Origin of the sequence: Paenibacillus sp. SN-8-1, assembly GCF_050995535.1 — a bacterium.
Lineage (GTDB): Bacteria > Bacillota > Bacilli > Paenibacillales > Paenibacillaceae > Fontibacillus.
In genome coordinates this window covers 4,246,961-4,262,511 of sequence record NZ_CP194782.1, presented here as the reverse complement: position 1 = coordinate 4,262,511, position 15,551 = coordinate 4,246,961, and the positions used below count along the sequence as shown (strand labels likewise).

General features: G+C 49.7%; 14 protein-coding genes. 11 read left to right on the top strand and 3 right to left on the bottom strand.

Going from position 1 to position 15,551, the window contains the following annotated elements:
* Positions 1-3: 3 nt before the first annotated feature.
* Together ACRRNK_RS20855 and ACRRNK_RS20850 are read left to right on the top strand one after the other, a co-directional pair.
* Complete coding sequence (locus ACRRNK_RS20855) at positions 4-1,533, top strand: GTP-binding protein (RefSeq protein WP_433944505.1); 1,530 nt, start codon at positions 4-6, stop codon at positions 1,531-1,533.
* Complete coding sequence (locus tag ACRRNK_RS20850) at positions 1,487-1,975, top strand: hypothetical protein (RefSeq protein ID WP_433944504.1); 489 nt, start codon at positions 1,487-1,489, stop codon at positions 1,973-1,975. The genes ACRRNK_RS20855 and ACRRNK_RS20850 overlap by 47 nt, the downstream gene beginning before the upstream one ends.
* A gap of 13 nt (positions 1,976-1,988) precedes the next feature.
* On the opposite strand, the gene ACRRNK_RS20845 is transcribed toward ACRRNK_RS20850, so the two are convergent.
* Positions 1,989-2,300 (bottom strand): hypothetical protein, encoded by a 312-nt coding sequence (locus tag ACRRNK_RS20845; RefSeq protein ID WP_433944503.1) that lies wholly within the window; start codon positions 2,298-2,300, stop codon positions 1,989-1,991.
* A 65-nt stretch (positions 2,301-2,365) separates the two neighbouring features.
* Between ACRRNK_RS20845 and infC the strand changes: the two genes are divergently transcribed.
* Both infC and ACRRNK_RS20835 read left to right on the top strand, forming a co-directional pair.
* Positions 2,366-2,839 carry a translation initiation factor IF-3 gene (infC, locus tag ACRRNK_RS20840; RefSeq protein ID WP_433944502.1) on the top strand — a complete coding sequence of 158 codons (474 nt, stop codon included), beginning with the start codon at positions 2,366-2,368 and terminating at the stop codon, positions 2,837-2,839.
* Between the two features lie 190 nt (positions 2,840-3,029).
* Positions 3,030-3,233, top strand: a complete 204-nt coding sequence (locus ACRRNK_RS20835) for a cold-shock protein (protein ID WP_068620988.1) — start codon at positions 3,030-3,032, stop codon at positions 3,231-3,233.
* 190 nt (positions 3,234-3,423) lie between these two features.
* Here the strand turns inward: ACRRNK_RS20835 and ACRRNK_RS20830 are convergent, their stop codons facing one another.
* Positions 3,424-4,638 carry a hypothetical protein gene (locus tag ACRRNK_RS20830; protein ID WP_433944501.1) on the bottom strand — a complete coding sequence of 405 codons (1,215 nt, stop codon included), beginning with the start codon at positions 4,636-4,638 and terminating at the stop codon, positions 3,424-3,426.
* A gap of 222 nt (positions 4,639-4,860) precedes the next feature.
* Here ACRRNK_RS20830 and ACRRNK_RS20825 point away from each other — a divergent pair, with 222 nt between their 5' ends.
* Both ACRRNK_RS20825 and ACRRNK_RS20820 read left to right on the top strand, forming a co-directional pair.
* The gene (locus tag ACRRNK_RS20825; RefSeq protein ID WP_433944500.1) at positions 4,861-5,745 is read left to right on the top strand and encodes a GNAT family N-acetyltransferase; all 885 of its coding nucleotides are present in this window, start codon (positions 4,861-4,863) and stop codon (positions 5,743-5,745) included.
* A gap of 128 nt (positions 5,746-5,873) precedes the next feature.
* Positions 5,874-6,854, top strand: a complete 981-nt coding sequence (locus tag ACRRNK_RS20820) for an aldo/keto reductase (protein ID WP_433944499.1) — start codon at positions 5,874-5,876, stop codon at positions 6,852-6,854.
* Between the two features lie 123 nt (positions 6,855-6,977).
* On the opposite strand, the gene ACRRNK_RS20815 is transcribed toward ACRRNK_RS20820, so the two are convergent.
* Positions 6,978-9,350, bottom strand: a complete 2,373-nt coding sequence (locus ACRRNK_RS20815; protein WP_433944498.1) for a putative bifunctional diguanylate cyclase/phosphodiesterase — start codon at positions 9,348-9,350, stop codon at positions 6,978-6,980.
* Positions 9,351-9,601: 251 nt separating this feature from the next.
* Between ACRRNK_RS20815 and ACRRNK_RS20810 the strand changes: the two genes are divergently transcribed.
* The 5 genes from ACRRNK_RS20810 to ACRRNK_RS20790 all read left to right on the top strand — a co-directional run bounded on the left by ACRRNK_RS20810 (position 9,602) and on the right by ACRRNK_RS20790 (position 15,531).
* Positions 9,602-10,522, top strand: coding sequence for a prenyltransferase (locus ACRRNK_RS20810; RefSeq protein ID WP_433944497.1), 921 nt, complete (start codon positions 9,602-9,604; stop codon positions 10,520-10,522).
* A gap of 62 nt (positions 10,523-10,584) precedes the next feature.
* Complete coding sequence (locus tag ACRRNK_RS20805) at positions 10,585-11,313, top strand: DUF6081 family protein (protein ID WP_433944496.1); 729 nt, start codon at positions 10,585-10,587, stop codon at positions 11,311-11,313.
* Between the two features lie 165 nt (positions 11,314-11,478).
* On the top strand, positions 11,479-11,658 hold the full coding sequence (locus ACRRNK_RS20800; RefSeq protein WP_433944495.1) for a hypothetical protein: 180 nt from the start codon (positions 11,479-11,481) through the stop codon (positions 11,656-11,658).
* 424 nt (positions 11,659-12,082) lie between these two features.
* Positions 12,083-13,915, top strand: a complete 1,833-nt coding sequence (locus ACRRNK_RS20795) for a sensor histidine kinase (RefSeq protein ID WP_433944494.1) — start codon at positions 12,083-12,085, stop codon at positions 13,913-13,915.
* A gap of 14 nt (positions 13,916-13,929) precedes the next feature.
* The gene (locus ACRRNK_RS20790) at positions 13,930-15,531 is read left to right on the top strand and encodes a response regulator (RefSeq protein ID WP_433944493.1); all 1,602 of its coding nucleotides are present in this window, start codon (positions 13,930-13,932) and stop codon (positions 15,529-15,531) included.
* Positions 15,532-15,551 lie beyond the last annotated feature (20 nt).

Here is a 15,551-nt window from a genome sequence, read left to right as displayed (position 1 = left end):
TCGATGAGCAATTCATCCGTGAATCGGCGAAATGTGGGCATCTTCGCCCATGTGGATGCAGGCAAGACAACAACGACTGAGCATATTCTGTTCGAGAGCGGACGTATCCGCAGTCTCGGCAGTGTGGATTCAGGCACAGCCGTGACGGACTGGCTGGATATCGAGAAGGAACGGGGGATCTCGGTACGGGCAGCAACGACTTCTTATGAATGGGGAGGAGTTCGGGTTAATCTGATTGATACACCCGGACATGTCGATTTCTTATCCGAAGTCGAGCGTTCCCTGCGCGTGATGGATGGTGCGGTGCTCATTATTTCGGCTGTAGAAGGGGTGCAGGCCCAGACCGAATTGATATGGAATGCGCTCCGCAGGCTGAATATTCCGACTGTTCTGTATGTGAACAAGATGGACCGAATTGGTGCGGATTCGAACCGTGTTCTGGATGGCATTCGCCAGTATCTCTCGCGTAATCTGCTGCTCGTGCAGTCTCCGGTTGGATATGAGCAAGCATTTAGCGGCGTAGATGACCTGTGGCTAAGCGAGGCTGATCAAGAAGCTCAGCAGAATCTGATTGAGTCGGTGGCCGACCATGATGAGAGACTGCTTGAACATTATTTTAACGGGGACAGCCTTCCACTTGCCCGGTGGAAATCGGAAGCGGAGAGAATTAGCCGAAGCGGGACCGCTTATCCGGTACTATTCGGCGCCTCTTCTCGGGGGATTGGCATCCACGCATTGATGAATGCGATTACAGATTACTTGCCGGCGCCTGGAGGGGATCCAGAAGCCCCGATATCTGGGATCGTGTTCAAGATTGAGCGGGATAAGACGATGGGGAGGATGGCTTTCGTCAGGCTGTACGAGGGGGCTATGCAAAACCGCGATGTGATCCGCAACCATACCCGGCAGACTCAGGAGAAGATCACCCAGATCCGAAGGGTGGAGGGCGGCCGTTCCGAGGATGTGGGGCTGCTGGAAGCCGGGGATATCGCCGCAGTCTGCGGCTTAACCGAAGTGCGGATTGGAGATATCCTGGGGAGCCCTGAGGCAATTCCGGAGGAAGCACGGCTTGCAGTGCCGCTCCTCACGGTTCAAGCTCAGTGGGAGAATGAACAGGACTACAGGGGAGTGGTACAGGCACTTCAGGAGCTGTCGGATGAAGACCCGCTCCTTGATGTGCAGTGGCTGCAGGATGAGCGGGAACTGCACGTGAAGATTATGGGCCCGATTCAGCTGGAGATGCTGACGAGCCTGTTGAGCTCCAGATATGGGCTGAGCGTAACCTTCAGCCAGCCCTCTGTGATCTACAAAGAAACGCCCATACAGACGGCAGAGGGATATATCGCTTACACGATGCCTAAGCCTTGCTGGGCGATTCTTCGGTTTCTTATTGAGCCGGGAGAGCGGGGGAGTGGTCTTAAGTACTCGTCGGTTGTCCGTACCGAGGATCTGCTCCCGCAATACCAGAATGGAAGTTGCCCGCCGGGTGCCCGAAGCACTCCAGCAGGGGCTATATGGCTGGGAAGTGACTGACCTCAAGATTACGCTGGTGGAAGGTCAGCACCATGTCTGGCATACGCACCCGCTGGACTTCGCCGTAGCTACACCGATGGGGCTGATGAACGGGCTTGCAGCGGCAGGGACCCGGCTGCTGGAGCCTATTCTTCAGTTCCGAATCGTCGTCCCCGAGGAATTCGGCGGGCGTGTCATGAACGATCTTGTGCAGATGCGCGCCGAATTCGGTGCGCCTGAGCTTCGCGGTGACCGGATGACGATTGAAGGCCGGGTGCCGCTGGCGGAATCGCTCGAATACCCGGTAGCCTTAAGCTCACTCACGAAAGGCCGAGGCACGATTGTGACTTTCTTCAATGGTTATGAGGAATGTCCAGCGGATATTAAGGCTGAGCGGCCTCGGCGGGGAGTGAATCCCCTCGATCAGGCCAAGTATATTTTGAGTGTGCGCAAGGCGTTATAGATAGCGCTTATACTTAATTCTTATTCTTCTTGCGCAGCTTCTCAATCTCTTCTGTAACAACAAAAGCGAGGTCTTCGTTCCCGTATAAGGACAGAACACTAAGCAAGGTGTCATGTGGAATTTCGCCGGCTTCTTCCTTTGGGACTGTGAGTTCAATCCCCTGCTGCAGCGCGGCGTTGGCCGTCTGCTGCGGGTAAGCCCGCCCATACAACTCAGCAGGGTCAAGTCCGTGATTTACACACCACTGTGCGAATATCAGGATCATCATCTGTTCGTCACGCTGATAGTTCTGTATAATTTGCTCTTCAATCTCTTTACGGCTCATAATGGGGATAGCTCCTTTTGATATTAAGTAACGTATATTATAGCGAAAGGCCGGGTAGTATAACAATGATTATGAATAGTAAAATAAAGGCCTCCGAAGTTCAGCTCACCGGTGTGAATGGCGAGGACCTCGGGATCATGCCGACGACTGAAGCACTCGCGCTGGCCAAGCGGCTCAAGGTGGATCTGGTCTGCACTTCAATGATGAGCAGCCCGCCTCCATGCCAGCTGATCTCGGCAGGTGCGGCGAAGCAGGCGGCCGGACAGGAGCGCAAGAAGAACCAACCCTCGAAGGTTAAGGAGATTCGACTAACTCCCCGGATTGAGGAGCATGATTACGAGACGAAGAAGCAGCAGGCCGAGCGCATCTTGAAGTCAGGCGACTCCGTTCAGCTTGTGGTCAAGGTCTCGAGTAAGGAGGGAGCTGCGGCCAAGGCACTTCTGGAGGAGCTGCTCCGTGATTTGAAGCCGCTTGGGACACCGAAGTCAGGAATCCATGTAAGCGGTAAACAAGCTGATGTACAGGTAGATCCGAGCTGAAAATTTTATTTTTGTGCCTATTTGCTTTTTAAAAATGGATAAGCTATAATGAGGTTACTTGAGCGCATTAACCTCATTTACACATTGTAAAGGGTTATCATACAAGAGCATGAACCTTTTACAATGTGTGAATTTTTTATTTTAAAGAATAAAAAGAAACATGTTAAATAAATTATTGGAGGTAATACACATGGCACAACAAGGTACAGTTAAATGGTTTAACGCAGACAAAGGTTTCGGTTTCATCGAAGTTGAAGGTGGCGACGATGTATTCGTACACTTCTCCGCAATCACTGGCGAAGGATTCAAAACTTTGGACGAAGGCCAACGCGTTGAGTTCAACGTTGTTCAAGGCAACCGTGGACCACAAGCTGAGAACGTTGTAAAACTGTAATATTTTATTACAGATACGAACATCCCTTAACCAATTGGTTAAGGGATGTTTTTTGTTATGACTGCTTAAGAGGGACTGATATCGTATTGGAGTCTCTATGGGTTTGTAGTGATATGCTAAAAAGTCTCCGTCCACAATGAACGTGGCACGGAGACTTTTTCTTTGTAGTGGAGACTGTCTCTTTATGAATTTAGTGTAAGGGTTCTCCTGTAGGTCCGGCAGGCAGCTTGTAATTCTGCTTCCGGCTGATCCATAACGTATACCCTGCGGAGCAGACCAGCATCGCCATCAAGAGCATAAAAGGTGTTCCGTAACGTGCAGTCGGGATAAAGAGTAACTGGAAGAGCAGCATCGCTGTGAATGCAAAGGCAAGAAAGTTCTTCTTGATGAGCAGATAAGGAACCGAGATCAGGGAGAGCAGTAAGGTCAGATAGTGGAGCAGGACCCCACCGTACATATAGAGCTTCGGAAAATTCATGGTGCTGCTAACCCACATAGACTTGAACGTATAATATAGCTTGCCGAAGGAGAACCAGCTCAGATACTCCAGAAAGTTCTCCTTAAATCCTTTCAAGATTACCCTTACGCCATACTGTGTCTGACTCATTCTGAGGCTGTACATTTCTTTGTAGTTCGGGTTCTCCTGGAAGAACGGGTAGGCACCGGACAACAGGGCATTGCCGCTGTCAGAAGCGAGTAGAGTGAACTCGTCCAGTACGATCCAGTTCCTGACGACCCATGGGAGGAAGCAGGCGCCCACGGTTAATAGATAAGGAATGAGTATGCGCCAAGTGGGCTTGCTGAACAGCAGGAACAGCACCGCAATCATGAGCACCGGCAGCATCCCTGGGCGGGTTAGAATAGCCCAGCTGAGCACCGCTGCATTCAGGATGACTGACCAGACTGAAGGCTTGTTCATCATCCACTGCCAGCTGGCGAAGAATAGAGCGAGCAGGAAGATAAATAGCGTCTCCGTCAGGAAGAGGTCGGTCATATAGATAAGTGGTGGATATACAGCCACGAATAATCCAGCCGCCCAGCCAAGCAGGGGGCGTGAGACCGAGCTTACGTAAGAACACACCGGAAAGACGGTGGCTGCACCGATCAGAATATGCACCCATCTGAAGACGTTCGGCGTGAATGGGAATACCGAGTAGATGGAATAGGCGAATAAAGGAAAGCCCGGGGTCACACGGGCATTGGATTCCTCACTGCCATACCCATAAATATGATCGGAGAGCATCTGTTCCACCATAGCGAAATAACGCCCGGCATCTCCTTCAAGGAAGCTCTGGGTACTGGTTACGAAGACATAGAGCAGGCGTAGGGCAAAGGCTAGCACGAACAGAAGAGCAGGCACTAGAGCGGGACGTGACAAGAAAATTTGTAATGGACGAGATTTCATTTAAGGATCGCTCCTAATCGTTAGGATATTCCAATTACCAAAAACCTTTTCCTACTATATAGCCACTTTACATCATCCGTCAATCTGATAGAACCTGGTCCAATGAACGTGATGAGACGAATTGGAATTTTGAGAAGCGGTGCGGTAAGCTGATTCTAAGAACCAACCAAGTTCCCAAACTATCAATCTACCAATCTACTATTTTGCTTATGAGGTGAGAGTATGGTGACAATGAAGAGACTGCATGAGGTGCCGATGAAGATGGCTCTGGAGGCTTGGGCGAGAGGATTTGAGGGGTATTATGTGGATTTATCCATGCCACTGCAGGCTTTCGTAGCCAGGCTAACGAATGAAGACCTGCTGCTGGATTTATCTAACATCATGCTGGACGGAGATAAACCAATTGGCATTAACCTCAATGGGATTCGTTCTGCTGAAGGTCAGGTAACTGGTTGGAATGGAGGGATCGGGATTGCTCCGGAGTACCGGGGGCAAGGTCTCGGCAAGCTTCTGATGGAAGAGAGTATGAAGGCATACCTTGAGGCTGGAGTACACCTGGCGACGCTGGAGGCTTTTGTCCAGAACGAGGGGGCCATTAAGCTGTATGAAAGGTTCGGTTACGTCATCAAGGATAAGCTTCTGCATATGAGCTGCAGCGACCCTGTCCATTTGGAGACGGAACCCGGCATAGACTCCACCTTGGTTACGATGATGGATATGCCGATCGAGGCATCCAGGCTGCCGTTCTATAATAGTAGAGCAGCCTGGCAGGCTCAGTGGCAGAGTGCGAAGGGCGGCCAATCCCTGATCGTCTATCTTGGCGGTGAACCGGTAGGCTACGCCATATACAGACAGGGCTATGATCCACAAGGCAGGCTCACTTCAATCGCGCTGTACCAGTGCGAAGTTAAGCCGGATCAGGCTAGCAGCGAGCAAATTTACAAGTATATGCTAGGTCAGGTGTTCGATCCGGGTAAAGGGAATGCCAAGAAAGTGATCATCAATCTTCGGGCGAGCCATGCGGGGTTAGCTAAGGTCCTGATGGAAGCTGGGTTCGCAACAGGGGCCGAGCTTGTGTACATGGAGCAGGAGCAGAAGCAGGTGTAACAATTGCGGACTAGTTTAGTTCAGTTCAGCAACGAAATGTAAACGATATATCAATTTTTGTATACGGTTCTGGAGCTCTATATAATAAGACATGTATGATCTACTAACCTGAAGGAGTGGTATAGAGTATGGAATTTCGGAGTCTGGGAAGAAGTGGGATGAAGGTAAGCCGTCTATGCCTCGGCACAATGAACTTTGGCGTGGAGACGAACGAGAAGGATGCTTTTCGTATTATGGATATGGCTCTTGAGGCCGGGATTAATTTCTTTGATACGGCCAATATATATGGCTGGGGTGAGAATGCTGGGCGCACTGAGGAAATCATTGGCCGCTGGTTCAAGCAGGGCGGAGGCCGCCGTGAGAAAGTAATCCTGGGAACTAAGGTATACGGTGAGATGAGTGACAACACGGATGGCCCTAACAATGAGGCGGGGCTGTCAGCTTATAAAATCCGCCGTCACCTTGAAGGCTCTTTGCGCAGGCTTCAGACAGATCATATCGAGCTGTATCAAATGCACCACGTAGATCGCGGCGTCAGCTGGGAAGAGCTATGGGGAGCCTTCGAATTAGCGGCACACCAAGGGAAAATCGGTTATGTCGGCTCCAGTAACTTTGCCGGATGGGATCTTGCTCTGGCACAGAGCGCTGCAAGGTCACGCCATCTCCTCGGCTTAGTCTCCGAGCAGCATAAGTACAGCCTGCTGTGCCGGCTGCCTGAACTTGAGGTTCTTCCTGCTGCGGAGCACCTCGGAATCGGAGTTATTGCCTGGAGCCCGCTGGATGGCGGGATGCTTGGCGGAAGCGCGCTGAAGTCCGATAGAGGAACCCGGACCTCCCACCAGAAGGAACGAATTGAATCGCTTCGTCCGCAGCTCGAGGCCTTCTCTGCTCTATGCAAGGAGCTTGGAGAATCCGAGGCTAATGTGGCGTTGGCATGGACCCTGCATAATCCTGCCCTGACTGCGCCAATTATTGGACCGCGTACTACCGAGCAGCTGGATAATGCCCTGCGTGCGGTAGAGATCAAGCTGGACGAAGCGACTCTTAAGAGGCTGGATGAGATCTTCCCGGGACCGGGAGCCGAGGCGCCACGGGCCTATGCCTGGTAGGATAAGCTCTAAGAAGCATAGTATTTAAAATTGTATAACAAAGGGACAGCCCCTAAGCCGTGATTGTGGCTGATGGGACGGTCCCTTTTTGTTGTATAATTTTTAATTTGGTGAGATATATGACTATTTTTTTCCTTCCAGGAATCCGGTCAGCTCATCTGCCGGCATCGGCTTTCCGCACAAGTAGCCTTGTGCCTCATGGCATCCAAGCTGCTCGAGGAGCCGGAGCTGTTCGGTCGTCTCAATCCCCTCGGCCACGACCTTCATGTCCAGGTTCCTGGACAGCTCGATGATGGTTCCTACCACAGCCGAATCTCGCTGACTGATCGCGATGTTCGTGACCAGTGATCGGTCGATCTTCAGATAATGGAGCGGAAGGCTATTCAGCATGCTTAGGGAGGAGTATCCTACACCGAAATCATCCAGGGCCAAAGTTATACCCAGATTGGCTAATTCCCGGCACAGCCGCTGGGAAGCTTCCAGGTCAACAATTGCCGTGCTCTCAGTAATCTCCAGACACAAATTGCGGGCCGGAAGCCTGCTGGTTCGGAGCAGATCAATAACCTTCATCGCGAACTGCGGATCCCTGAGCTGCTGAGCCGAGATATTAACAGATACCACAAAATTTTTGTAGCCCCGGTCCACCCAATATTTCGCCTGTTGGACGGCGGCGCTCAGAACCCAGTCACCCATGGCGAGAATAAGCCCGGTATCTTCTGCCACCGGGATAAATTCCGCTGGCGATACCGGCCCCAGCTCTCCGCTGGTCCAGCGCAGCAATGCCTCTACTCCATGCACACGCTGGGTCTGCAGATCAATTTGGGGCTGATAATGCAAGCTGAGCTCTTCGTTAGCGATGGCCTTGGAGAGTCCGTTATAGACGGCCAGATACCGGTCTGCCTTCTCCTGCAGTTCCTTGTTGAACATATGTATCTGATTGCGGCCCGCCTTCTTGGCTTCATACATGGCCATGTCCGCATTCTGAAGAAGGGTGTCCATCTCGGTTCCGTCACGCGGTGCGATACTAATTCCCATACTTGCCGTAACGGTGTACAGCTTGTTCGCCACCGCAAAGGGCTCCTTGAAGACATTGATTAGTACGTTGCAGTAATCGATTGCGTCCGATTCTTCTCTTAAATCCTCGATCATAATCGCAAATTCATCGCCCCCAAGCCTGGTGATGACACAGTTCTGCGGCAGATGGCTCCTGAGGCTCTTGGCAACCTGCTGCAGCATGAGGTCCCCTGAGGAATGGCCCAAAGTATCATTAATCCATTTGAATTGATCGAGGTCTATTAAGATAATAGCCACTTTGCTGTTCTTGAAATGAATTTCTCCCAGTGTGGTCTTCATTCGATCCTGCAGCAGTCTCCGGTTCCCGAGACCGGTCAATGTATCATGGTAGGCGAGTTCGGTCAGCTCACGCTGGGTGTTCCTCTGGGCGGTAATATCCTGAGTAACGAGAAAAGAGAGCACCTTTCCATTCGTCTCCAGAAAGTCGCAGTGAATCTCGGCGAACTTCAGCGTGCCGTCCAGGTGCCTCAGTTCACCTTCGGTGTGGAACGGCTTCAGATTCTGGAAGTAACCCGGATAGAGTGTGAAGAATCGGTCAGCTTCTCCCTCCGGAAGCAGCGTGTGGAAAGAGAGCCCCTTCAACGAATTGGGGTCATACCCGAGCAGACTTTGAAAAGCCTGATTCGTCTCCACGATGATCCCTTTCTCATCCAGAAGGGCAATCCCATTGTGGGATAACTCGAAGAGAAGCTCATAACGACGCCCAGCCGACGCCAGGAAGTCAAAGCGAACCATCGAGTAACGAACCGCGATGATCCACGGAAATACACAATAGCTGGACAGGGAATCGAACAGATGAAGCCCGGTATTTTTGACTAACTGGTTGATGATCAATAAGGTCACCAGCAGCGCTACGGTCATCGTGGAGCCGGTTAGGATGACACGTACCCGATAGCGTTCCTGGATCAGCAGCTTGTTCTTACGATTCTTGCGGTTGGCGATCAGGATAATTACAGGCAGAACAGTCAGGGCATATAAGATCAAGAGCACAAGCACGGTCATAAAGGATCCGCTGAACTCCGTAGTGCGTACATGGTCAATTTCTGCAATGTGGATGGCAGGCTTGCCGTTAAAGGGAACGATAACAAACAATATGCCCAACATGGGCAAGAGGCAGAGCGTATGCCTGATCACGGCTCTGGATCCAAGCCGGCCAATTTCACAGAAGAAGTATAGCGAAAGCGACATGGTCAGGAACGAGAATACAAACCGAAGGGATGCATACAGATTGGCCTCAGTGCCCAAAGGGGATTGATATGTCAAAAAATTAAAAAGAAAAATAAGTCCCAAGGAGAAGATCAGAATCATGGTCAGCTGGTGAAGCGGGTTGCTGCGCTGACGCAAGAAGACTTCTACGGCCATATAGAAGAGGAACAGGAACGGAATCAGGTCTGCAATGATAGAGTTTGTTAAAATGGTCATCAGTTTTCTCCAATCCCCTGTAAGTATGTAAAATTATGTTCTGGATCACTATATGAGAGAGAACCATATCATTTAGACAGTTACCACTTATATCGGTAATCAGTCTTATTATTTTAATACGACATAGTTCTTTTGTCATGGTAAATTGGTCCTTAGACGCATGTTTTCTTTTTTCAAAAATAATTTCATTCCTGTATAATTGAGATTGTGAAATAAATCATATTTTGTTTTTAGAAAGGGGATGACCACAGTTGGACAAGTGGACATTATTTAAGAAGGCATCCCGATTCCAGGTTATACCTGTTATGCTTGTGCCTGTTATTCTTGGTGCACTTGGGGCATTTGTATGGAAAGGGGTATTCCACCCGTTTCTCTTTGTAATTACCCTGATTGGGGCGGGTGCGGCACACCTATTCTCGAACATGGTTAATGATCTATGGGATTACCGGAGCGGGACGGATACCGTCGCCAGAGATACCCCGGATGTTATAAGCACAAATTCAGGCTTTCTCTCCGGTGGAGTTATGCCCGAACGGACCTTTGCCTCCATCACTTGGATCATGCTTGGTATCGCTGCTGTATGCGGGATTGGACTTGCACTGTACAGCGGCTGGCCTGTGCTGGTATTCGGGGGACTAGGCGGTCTGATCGCTTATTTCTATGTAGCCCCGCCTATTCAATTTGGTTACAGGGGAAAGGGAATGAGTGAGATCGCGATCCTGCTCTCATTCGGCATTCTGCCGGTTATGGGTGCTTATTATGTACAGACACAGGAGATGAGTGTCCAGTCTGTACTGCTGTCACTTCCTGTAGGTCTGCTGACCACACTCGTTCTGTTCAATCATCATTTCCTGCATTGGCAGGCGGACAGACAGGCGGGGAAAAATACACTTGTTGTGGTCTGGGGAGAGGAGAGAGCGCTGCGCTTCTCCAAGGCTCTGCTCTATCTCGCCTATGCGTCTGTTCTGGTATGTGTGGCCGACGGGGCACTGCCCATCTACGGATTACTTGCCTTATTTACGGCTGTCCCGCTGTATCAGGCCTACACGAAGCTTGGGAAGCATAATCCTTCTCCGGCATACCTGCCGCTGATGGGAGCTTCGATGAAGGCTTCGATTCGCTGTGGTATAGTGATGAGCGCCGCGCTGCTCCTTCAGGGTATCATTTCCTGAATATATATCTATCGCCCCTGACTGCAACACGATGAATTACACCCAAGAGAGGATATAATAATATGGACAATCAAAAGGTAATCGGAGACTTTCATACGATCTTGTCTGACGGCGAGGTTTGGAAGACAGGCGGCTTCAAGCTGCCGGATGGTACATTCTGGGCCTACCGGGAGCCGGAAGCTGTTATTATTGTGCGTAATGGCATTCTATATGTACGGGCTCCGCTCAGCCGTCAGAACAATCAGATCCAGATTCTTGATAATGCCAAGCACATGTATTATTCCGTTGAGGAGATTAAAGTGCCTGAAGCAGGCGAAGTCAGCTTTGAGCTGCAGATTCGCTCCCGGACGCAGGGAACAGCCCCAGGCGACCTGTATGACGGTTATGTGTCTGTGAATCTGCTGGACTTTACAACAGGGGCTGCCCTGGATTTCTTCGCAGGCAATGATAAGTACGCGAGTGTCTACGCGGTGCTTCCGTTCCCTGGTGTTCAAGTGCCGGAGAGCGACAAGACGAAGTACTTCTGCATCTTCAAGGAAGAGACGAACTTCAAAGCACGGGAATTTAATACGTATAAGATTACGTATAACCGGGGTAATGATGAAGTAGTCTTTTACCTGAATGGGGAGGAAATCCGGCGGGAGAAGAATGTACCGATCAAGTTCAACCAATTCACGATCGCACTGGGTATTATGACCGAGAAGGACCTGACTCCGGAAGGGAGCGTATCGGTTCATGGACAGACCGTGACAGCCGAATGGTCCCCGGTAACCGTAACGATTACAGAATAGCAAGAGCAGCGGGATCAGAATAAGAAAGTCTTCTACAGAGCGAGTATGGCTTTGTAGAAGGCTTTTTTTGCATATCTATGAAGGCGACAGGCGTATGATTTGCTGCCAGAAAAGACATAATACAGTCATGATGAACGAATTGGTAAGTAAGAGGGGGGATAAAGGGTGACACATCCGGAGCAGAACGACCCAAAGACTTTCAAGGGCCTGGACAATAACGGTCAGAGTGTAAGCGATGTGCGCGGCGGTGAGCTTAGAGCAGGCCGCTTGAGCCAATTCAAGAACCATAACGCAGAGGGCAAGGATGTTCCGAATGAATATATCAGCAAGCAGGATGATGAATAGTCAGAGCTGCTAAATAAGCAAGTGCATCCGAGGCGGGGTCTAGTGACCCTGCCTTATTTTTATTCATTTCATTCGCTATATAAGACGCAGTTAAAAATTTGACTTGAGGGTAAGGTGTAACGGAGGGAAAGCTTGGAACTGTAGGAGCGAAAGCGATCGCCTACAAGCTTTCTGAAAGAAAGCTGCATCGGAAGCATATGCTTTGTCTCCGGATTTCATCCGCCTTGCGGTATAAATCAAGAAATCTGGAGGCGGGCAGCGGCCGAAAGTCAAGCATTCCCCGTAGTTACGACTGTACCCACAAATGTGAACATTTTAACTATGGCTTATATATACTCTACTATCCGCTGCTCACCACATTCTAATATAAGGTAGAAAATATCTCGGAACTCTGCTAATATTTTGAAAAAAAGGTGGGTGGACGTTGTTCAAAAAAATGAGCATTCAAGCCAAGCTCATGTCTCTGCTTCTACTCATCACAGTGGTACCCGCGGGTATCTCGTTAACTGCCTCCTATTTGTATACGAAGGAGTCTGTGACGAAGAAGTCGATCAATGAGAATACTAGGCTGTTGACCCTTGGCGGCGCGAATTTATCTAACTATTTTAGCGGAATTAATCAATTGGCGTCATCGATTTATAGCGGGATTAACCTGCCCAACTCCTTGTTCACCGTCATTGAGAGCACTAGACCTTCCGACTCACTGGGTAAGGGTAACGAGCTATCAGACAACCGGGATATTATGGCGAGTCAACTCTATAACCTGTATCAGTCGAATGGCGATATCTATCAGATTCATCTGTATATCCGGGCCAATCAACTTTCCAATACTCTGATTAAGGGAATGTTCCGCAGGGAGAAGAACCCAGGCTATGTTCCTTTAAAAGACCAAACCGGGGGAAATCGGCCGTTTCTTGAACCTACCCATCTGGATCACCGATATGGGCTTAAGTCTGTCATTCCGAATCTGAAATCGGGGACCACGGAGGTATTCAGCGTCCATTATCCCATCTTCCGTACTCCGAGTAATGAAGTGATGGCGAATCTGTCCATCGATTTCATGTTGACTGAACTACGTGAGATTACGAAATCCATGTTCACTCCTGGAACGGAGAAGCTCTATCTGGTCAATGAAGATCAGAAGGTGCTATATGCCTCGGAGCAGGGACAGAATATCAGCCAGCTGACTGCGGTATGGAGCAGTCTTCCTAAAGATAAGAACGAAGGCTATTTCTATTCCCAAGATGAGGACTTCGGCGGGATTGTATTCTTCAAGCGAATTCCGGGTCCTCTCTTCACAGGTGCGCTCATCAAGCTGGTGCCCTACGATAATTTGTACAGTGATGCCGGACATATTACCGAGATTAATGCGGTCATTGGGCTCGTCTTCCTGATTATTGCCGTGTGTGCGGCGATTTGGATATCGATCCGGTTCACTACACCCATCCAGCGATTAATTGCCTATACGCAAAAGGTCCAGATTGGCCAGTTCAATGCCAGGATTGATATAGAATCCGGGGATGAATTCGGTATATTGGCACGGAAAATGACAGAGATGACCAAGACCATTAATGACTTGATTCTAACCGAGTATCGTCTGGAGCTTGCGAACAAGACCAATCAGCTTAAGGCGCTGCAGGCACAGATCAATCCTCATTTTCTCTATAATGCCTTGCAATCAATCGGGTCGATGTCGCTTAGGTACAATGCGCCCAAGGTCTATGACCAAATCTATTCTCTTGGAAGCATGATGCGCTATACGATGACAATGGAGAAGACAGAGGTAACCTTACAGGAAGAGCTCGAGCATGTGGAGAATTACTTGTTGCTTCAGAAGGGACGCTTTGGAGAAGAGAATCTTGTTGTTATGCTGGATATTGAAGAGCAGACCCGGCATATTCTGGTGCCCAAGATGATACTGCAGCCCATTGTGGAGAACATTTTCAAGCATGGCTTCAAAGAAGGCATTAGGGACGGACGGATCACGATCAGCAGCACAATAAGCAATTTGGGAGATATGATCATCAGCGTCTCGGATAACGGGGCAGGTGTTCAAGCAAATCAGACACACAAAGTTGAAAGCGCTATTATGGATGGAGGAGATAAGTCATCAGAGAGTATTGGGCTTAGCAATGTGCTTGCCCGCCTGCAATTATATTTCGGGAAGGAATCCAAGATTCACATCTCCGCAAATGAGTATGCGGGAGTTACGGTTACACTTACTATCCCCGTTGGGAAGCTGCCCGGGGAACCTTGAGGAAGGAGGGAATTATGAAGGCTCTAATCGTTGACGATGAGATGCATGTGCGGGAAGCGGTCCGCTATTTCATTCCCTGGGAGAACTACGGCATTAAGGATGTCTATGAAGCTGGGAATGGAAAGGAAGCCATTGAGATTATCCAGTCTGAACGACCGGCGCTTATCTTCACAGATATGGTTATGCCATTAATGGATGGCTCGCAGCTGCTGAAATGGATCCATGAGAATTCTCCCAGGTCCAAGACCATTGTCATTAGCGGTTATCAGGATTTCAATTATGTAAAGCCCGCCATTATGTATGGGGGCACAGATTACTTGCTGAAGCCGCTTAACAGCAAGCAGCTGGTTGCAGCCGCTGAGCGCGCGCTGAGCATGTGGAAGCAAGAGGAGGAAGAATGGATCGCTTCACTTGATCAGAAGATCCAGCTGAATGTGCTGCGGCCTGTCTATTGGGATAAGCTCCTAACCGACTTTGTTTCAGGTGCCATTCCTTATTCCAAATTGAACCCGCAGCGGCTTGAAGAGGAGTTGGGGCTCAGCCGCGGCACGAAGCACGTAATGGTTGCGGTGCTGTCGCTGCATCCAGTGAATCGCCGGTTTCTGGACCGGCTTCATGATGATCTGGAGCTGGCATCGTATGTGACTGTGAATGTATGTAACGAAGTGCTTGCAGAAGGCAACTGTGGACATGCGTTCCGGTACCTGAATGCCGGAGCTGATGTCGTGCTGTTATTTTGGGACTCCAGCGATTCATTCAAGGAACGTCTTCAGCAAATAAATGAAGCCATGCAGCGAACTTACCAGGTTCAGTTCGATATAGGCTGGGGGAGTGCCTGGGCGTTTCCCGAAGGGATTCGGGCCTCGTTTGAGCAGTCAATGATGGCGCTCAGAAGGCGGAACCTTCTTGAGCAGGACCAGCGGATTCATGAATATCGGCGCCGCAGCGGGGATGAGACTCCAAGCCCTTTTACCCCTTATATTGAGAAGTTTAAATTCGCCGTAATGTCCGGGAGCAGTGAAAAGATTAATGAGGCAGTAGATGAATGGTATACCCAAATTAGCAAAATGCAGGTGATTACTGCTGAGCAGCTGGAGAGCTGGCATGAAGAGTTTACAGCTGAACTGCTTCGCTCGCAAAAGGACCTGTTCAGTAGGACGCAGCCGTCCGAGCTGTCTTCGCTGCGCATGGAGCTTCCCTACGATGAGATGGGTAATTTCTCAATGGAATACTGGAAGGATCAGATCGTGAATACCCTCCAGGACATCTCAAGTGAGTTCGTAGGCACAAAGAAGCTGGATAGCCAGCTGGTAAAAGATATCAAACAGTATATTCATACCAATTATCATCAAGAGATTACCCTTCAGCATATTGCGGACCGGTTCTTCATTAGCCGGGAGAACGTCTCCCGCAAATTCAAGCAGGTATCCAGTGAGAATCTGTCTGAATATTTGTCGAAGCTGCGGATCGATAAGGCGAAGCAGCTGCTGAGAAGCTCGGATCTGAGATTGTCCCAAATCTCGACTATGGTCGGGTTTCAGGATGAGAAATATTTCAGCCGGGTATTCAAGAAGGTCACTGGAATGACCCCTCGGGAATACCGGAGAGCAGACTAATAACTGAAATGGAACGACAC

What these genes read in the sequence shown, in the direction of transcription:
- ACRRNK_RS20815 (WP_433944498.1), bottom strand. Translation starts at nt 9,350, where the DNA reads ATGACCATTTTAACAAACTCTATCATTGCAGACCTGATTCCGTTCCTG.
- ACRRNK_RS20835 (WP_068620988.1), top strand. Translation starts at nt 3,030, where the DNA reads ATGGCACAACAAGGTACAGTTAAATGGTTTAACGCAGACAAAGGTTTC.
- infC (WP_433944502.1), top strand. Translation starts at nt 2,366, where the DNA reads ATGATTATGAATAGTAAAATAAAGGCCTCCGAAGTTCAGCTCACCGGT.
- ACRRNK_RS20820 (WP_433944499.1), top strand. Translation starts at nt 5,874, where the DNA reads ATGGAATTTCGGAGTCTGGGAAGAAGTGGGATGAAGGTAAGCCGTCTA.
- ACRRNK_RS20855 (WP_433944505.1), top strand. Translation starts at nt 4, where the DNA reads ATGAGCAATTCATCCGTGAATCGGCGAAATGTGGGCATCTTCGCCCAT.
- ACRRNK_RS20790 (WP_433944493.1), top strand. Translation starts at nt 13,930, where the DNA reads ATGAAGGCTCTAATCGTTGACGATGAGATGCATGTGCGGGAAGCGGTC.
- ACRRNK_RS20845 (WP_433944503.1), bottom strand. Translation starts at nt 2,300, where the DNA reads ATGAGCCGTAAAGAGATTGAAGAGCAAATTATACAGAACTATCAGCGT.
- ACRRNK_RS20805 (WP_433944496.1), top strand. Translation starts at nt 10,585, where the DNA reads ATGGACAATCAAAAGGTAATCGGAGACTTTCATACGATCTTGTCTGAC.
- ACRRNK_RS20825 (WP_433944500.1), top strand. Translation starts at nt 4,861, where the DNA reads ATGGTGACAATGAAGAGACTGCATGAGGTGCCGATGAAGATGGCTCTG.
- ACRRNK_RS20830 (WP_433944501.1), bottom strand. Translation starts at nt 4,638, where the DNA reads ATGAAATCTCGTCCATTACAAATTTTCTTGTCACGTCCCGCTCTAGTG.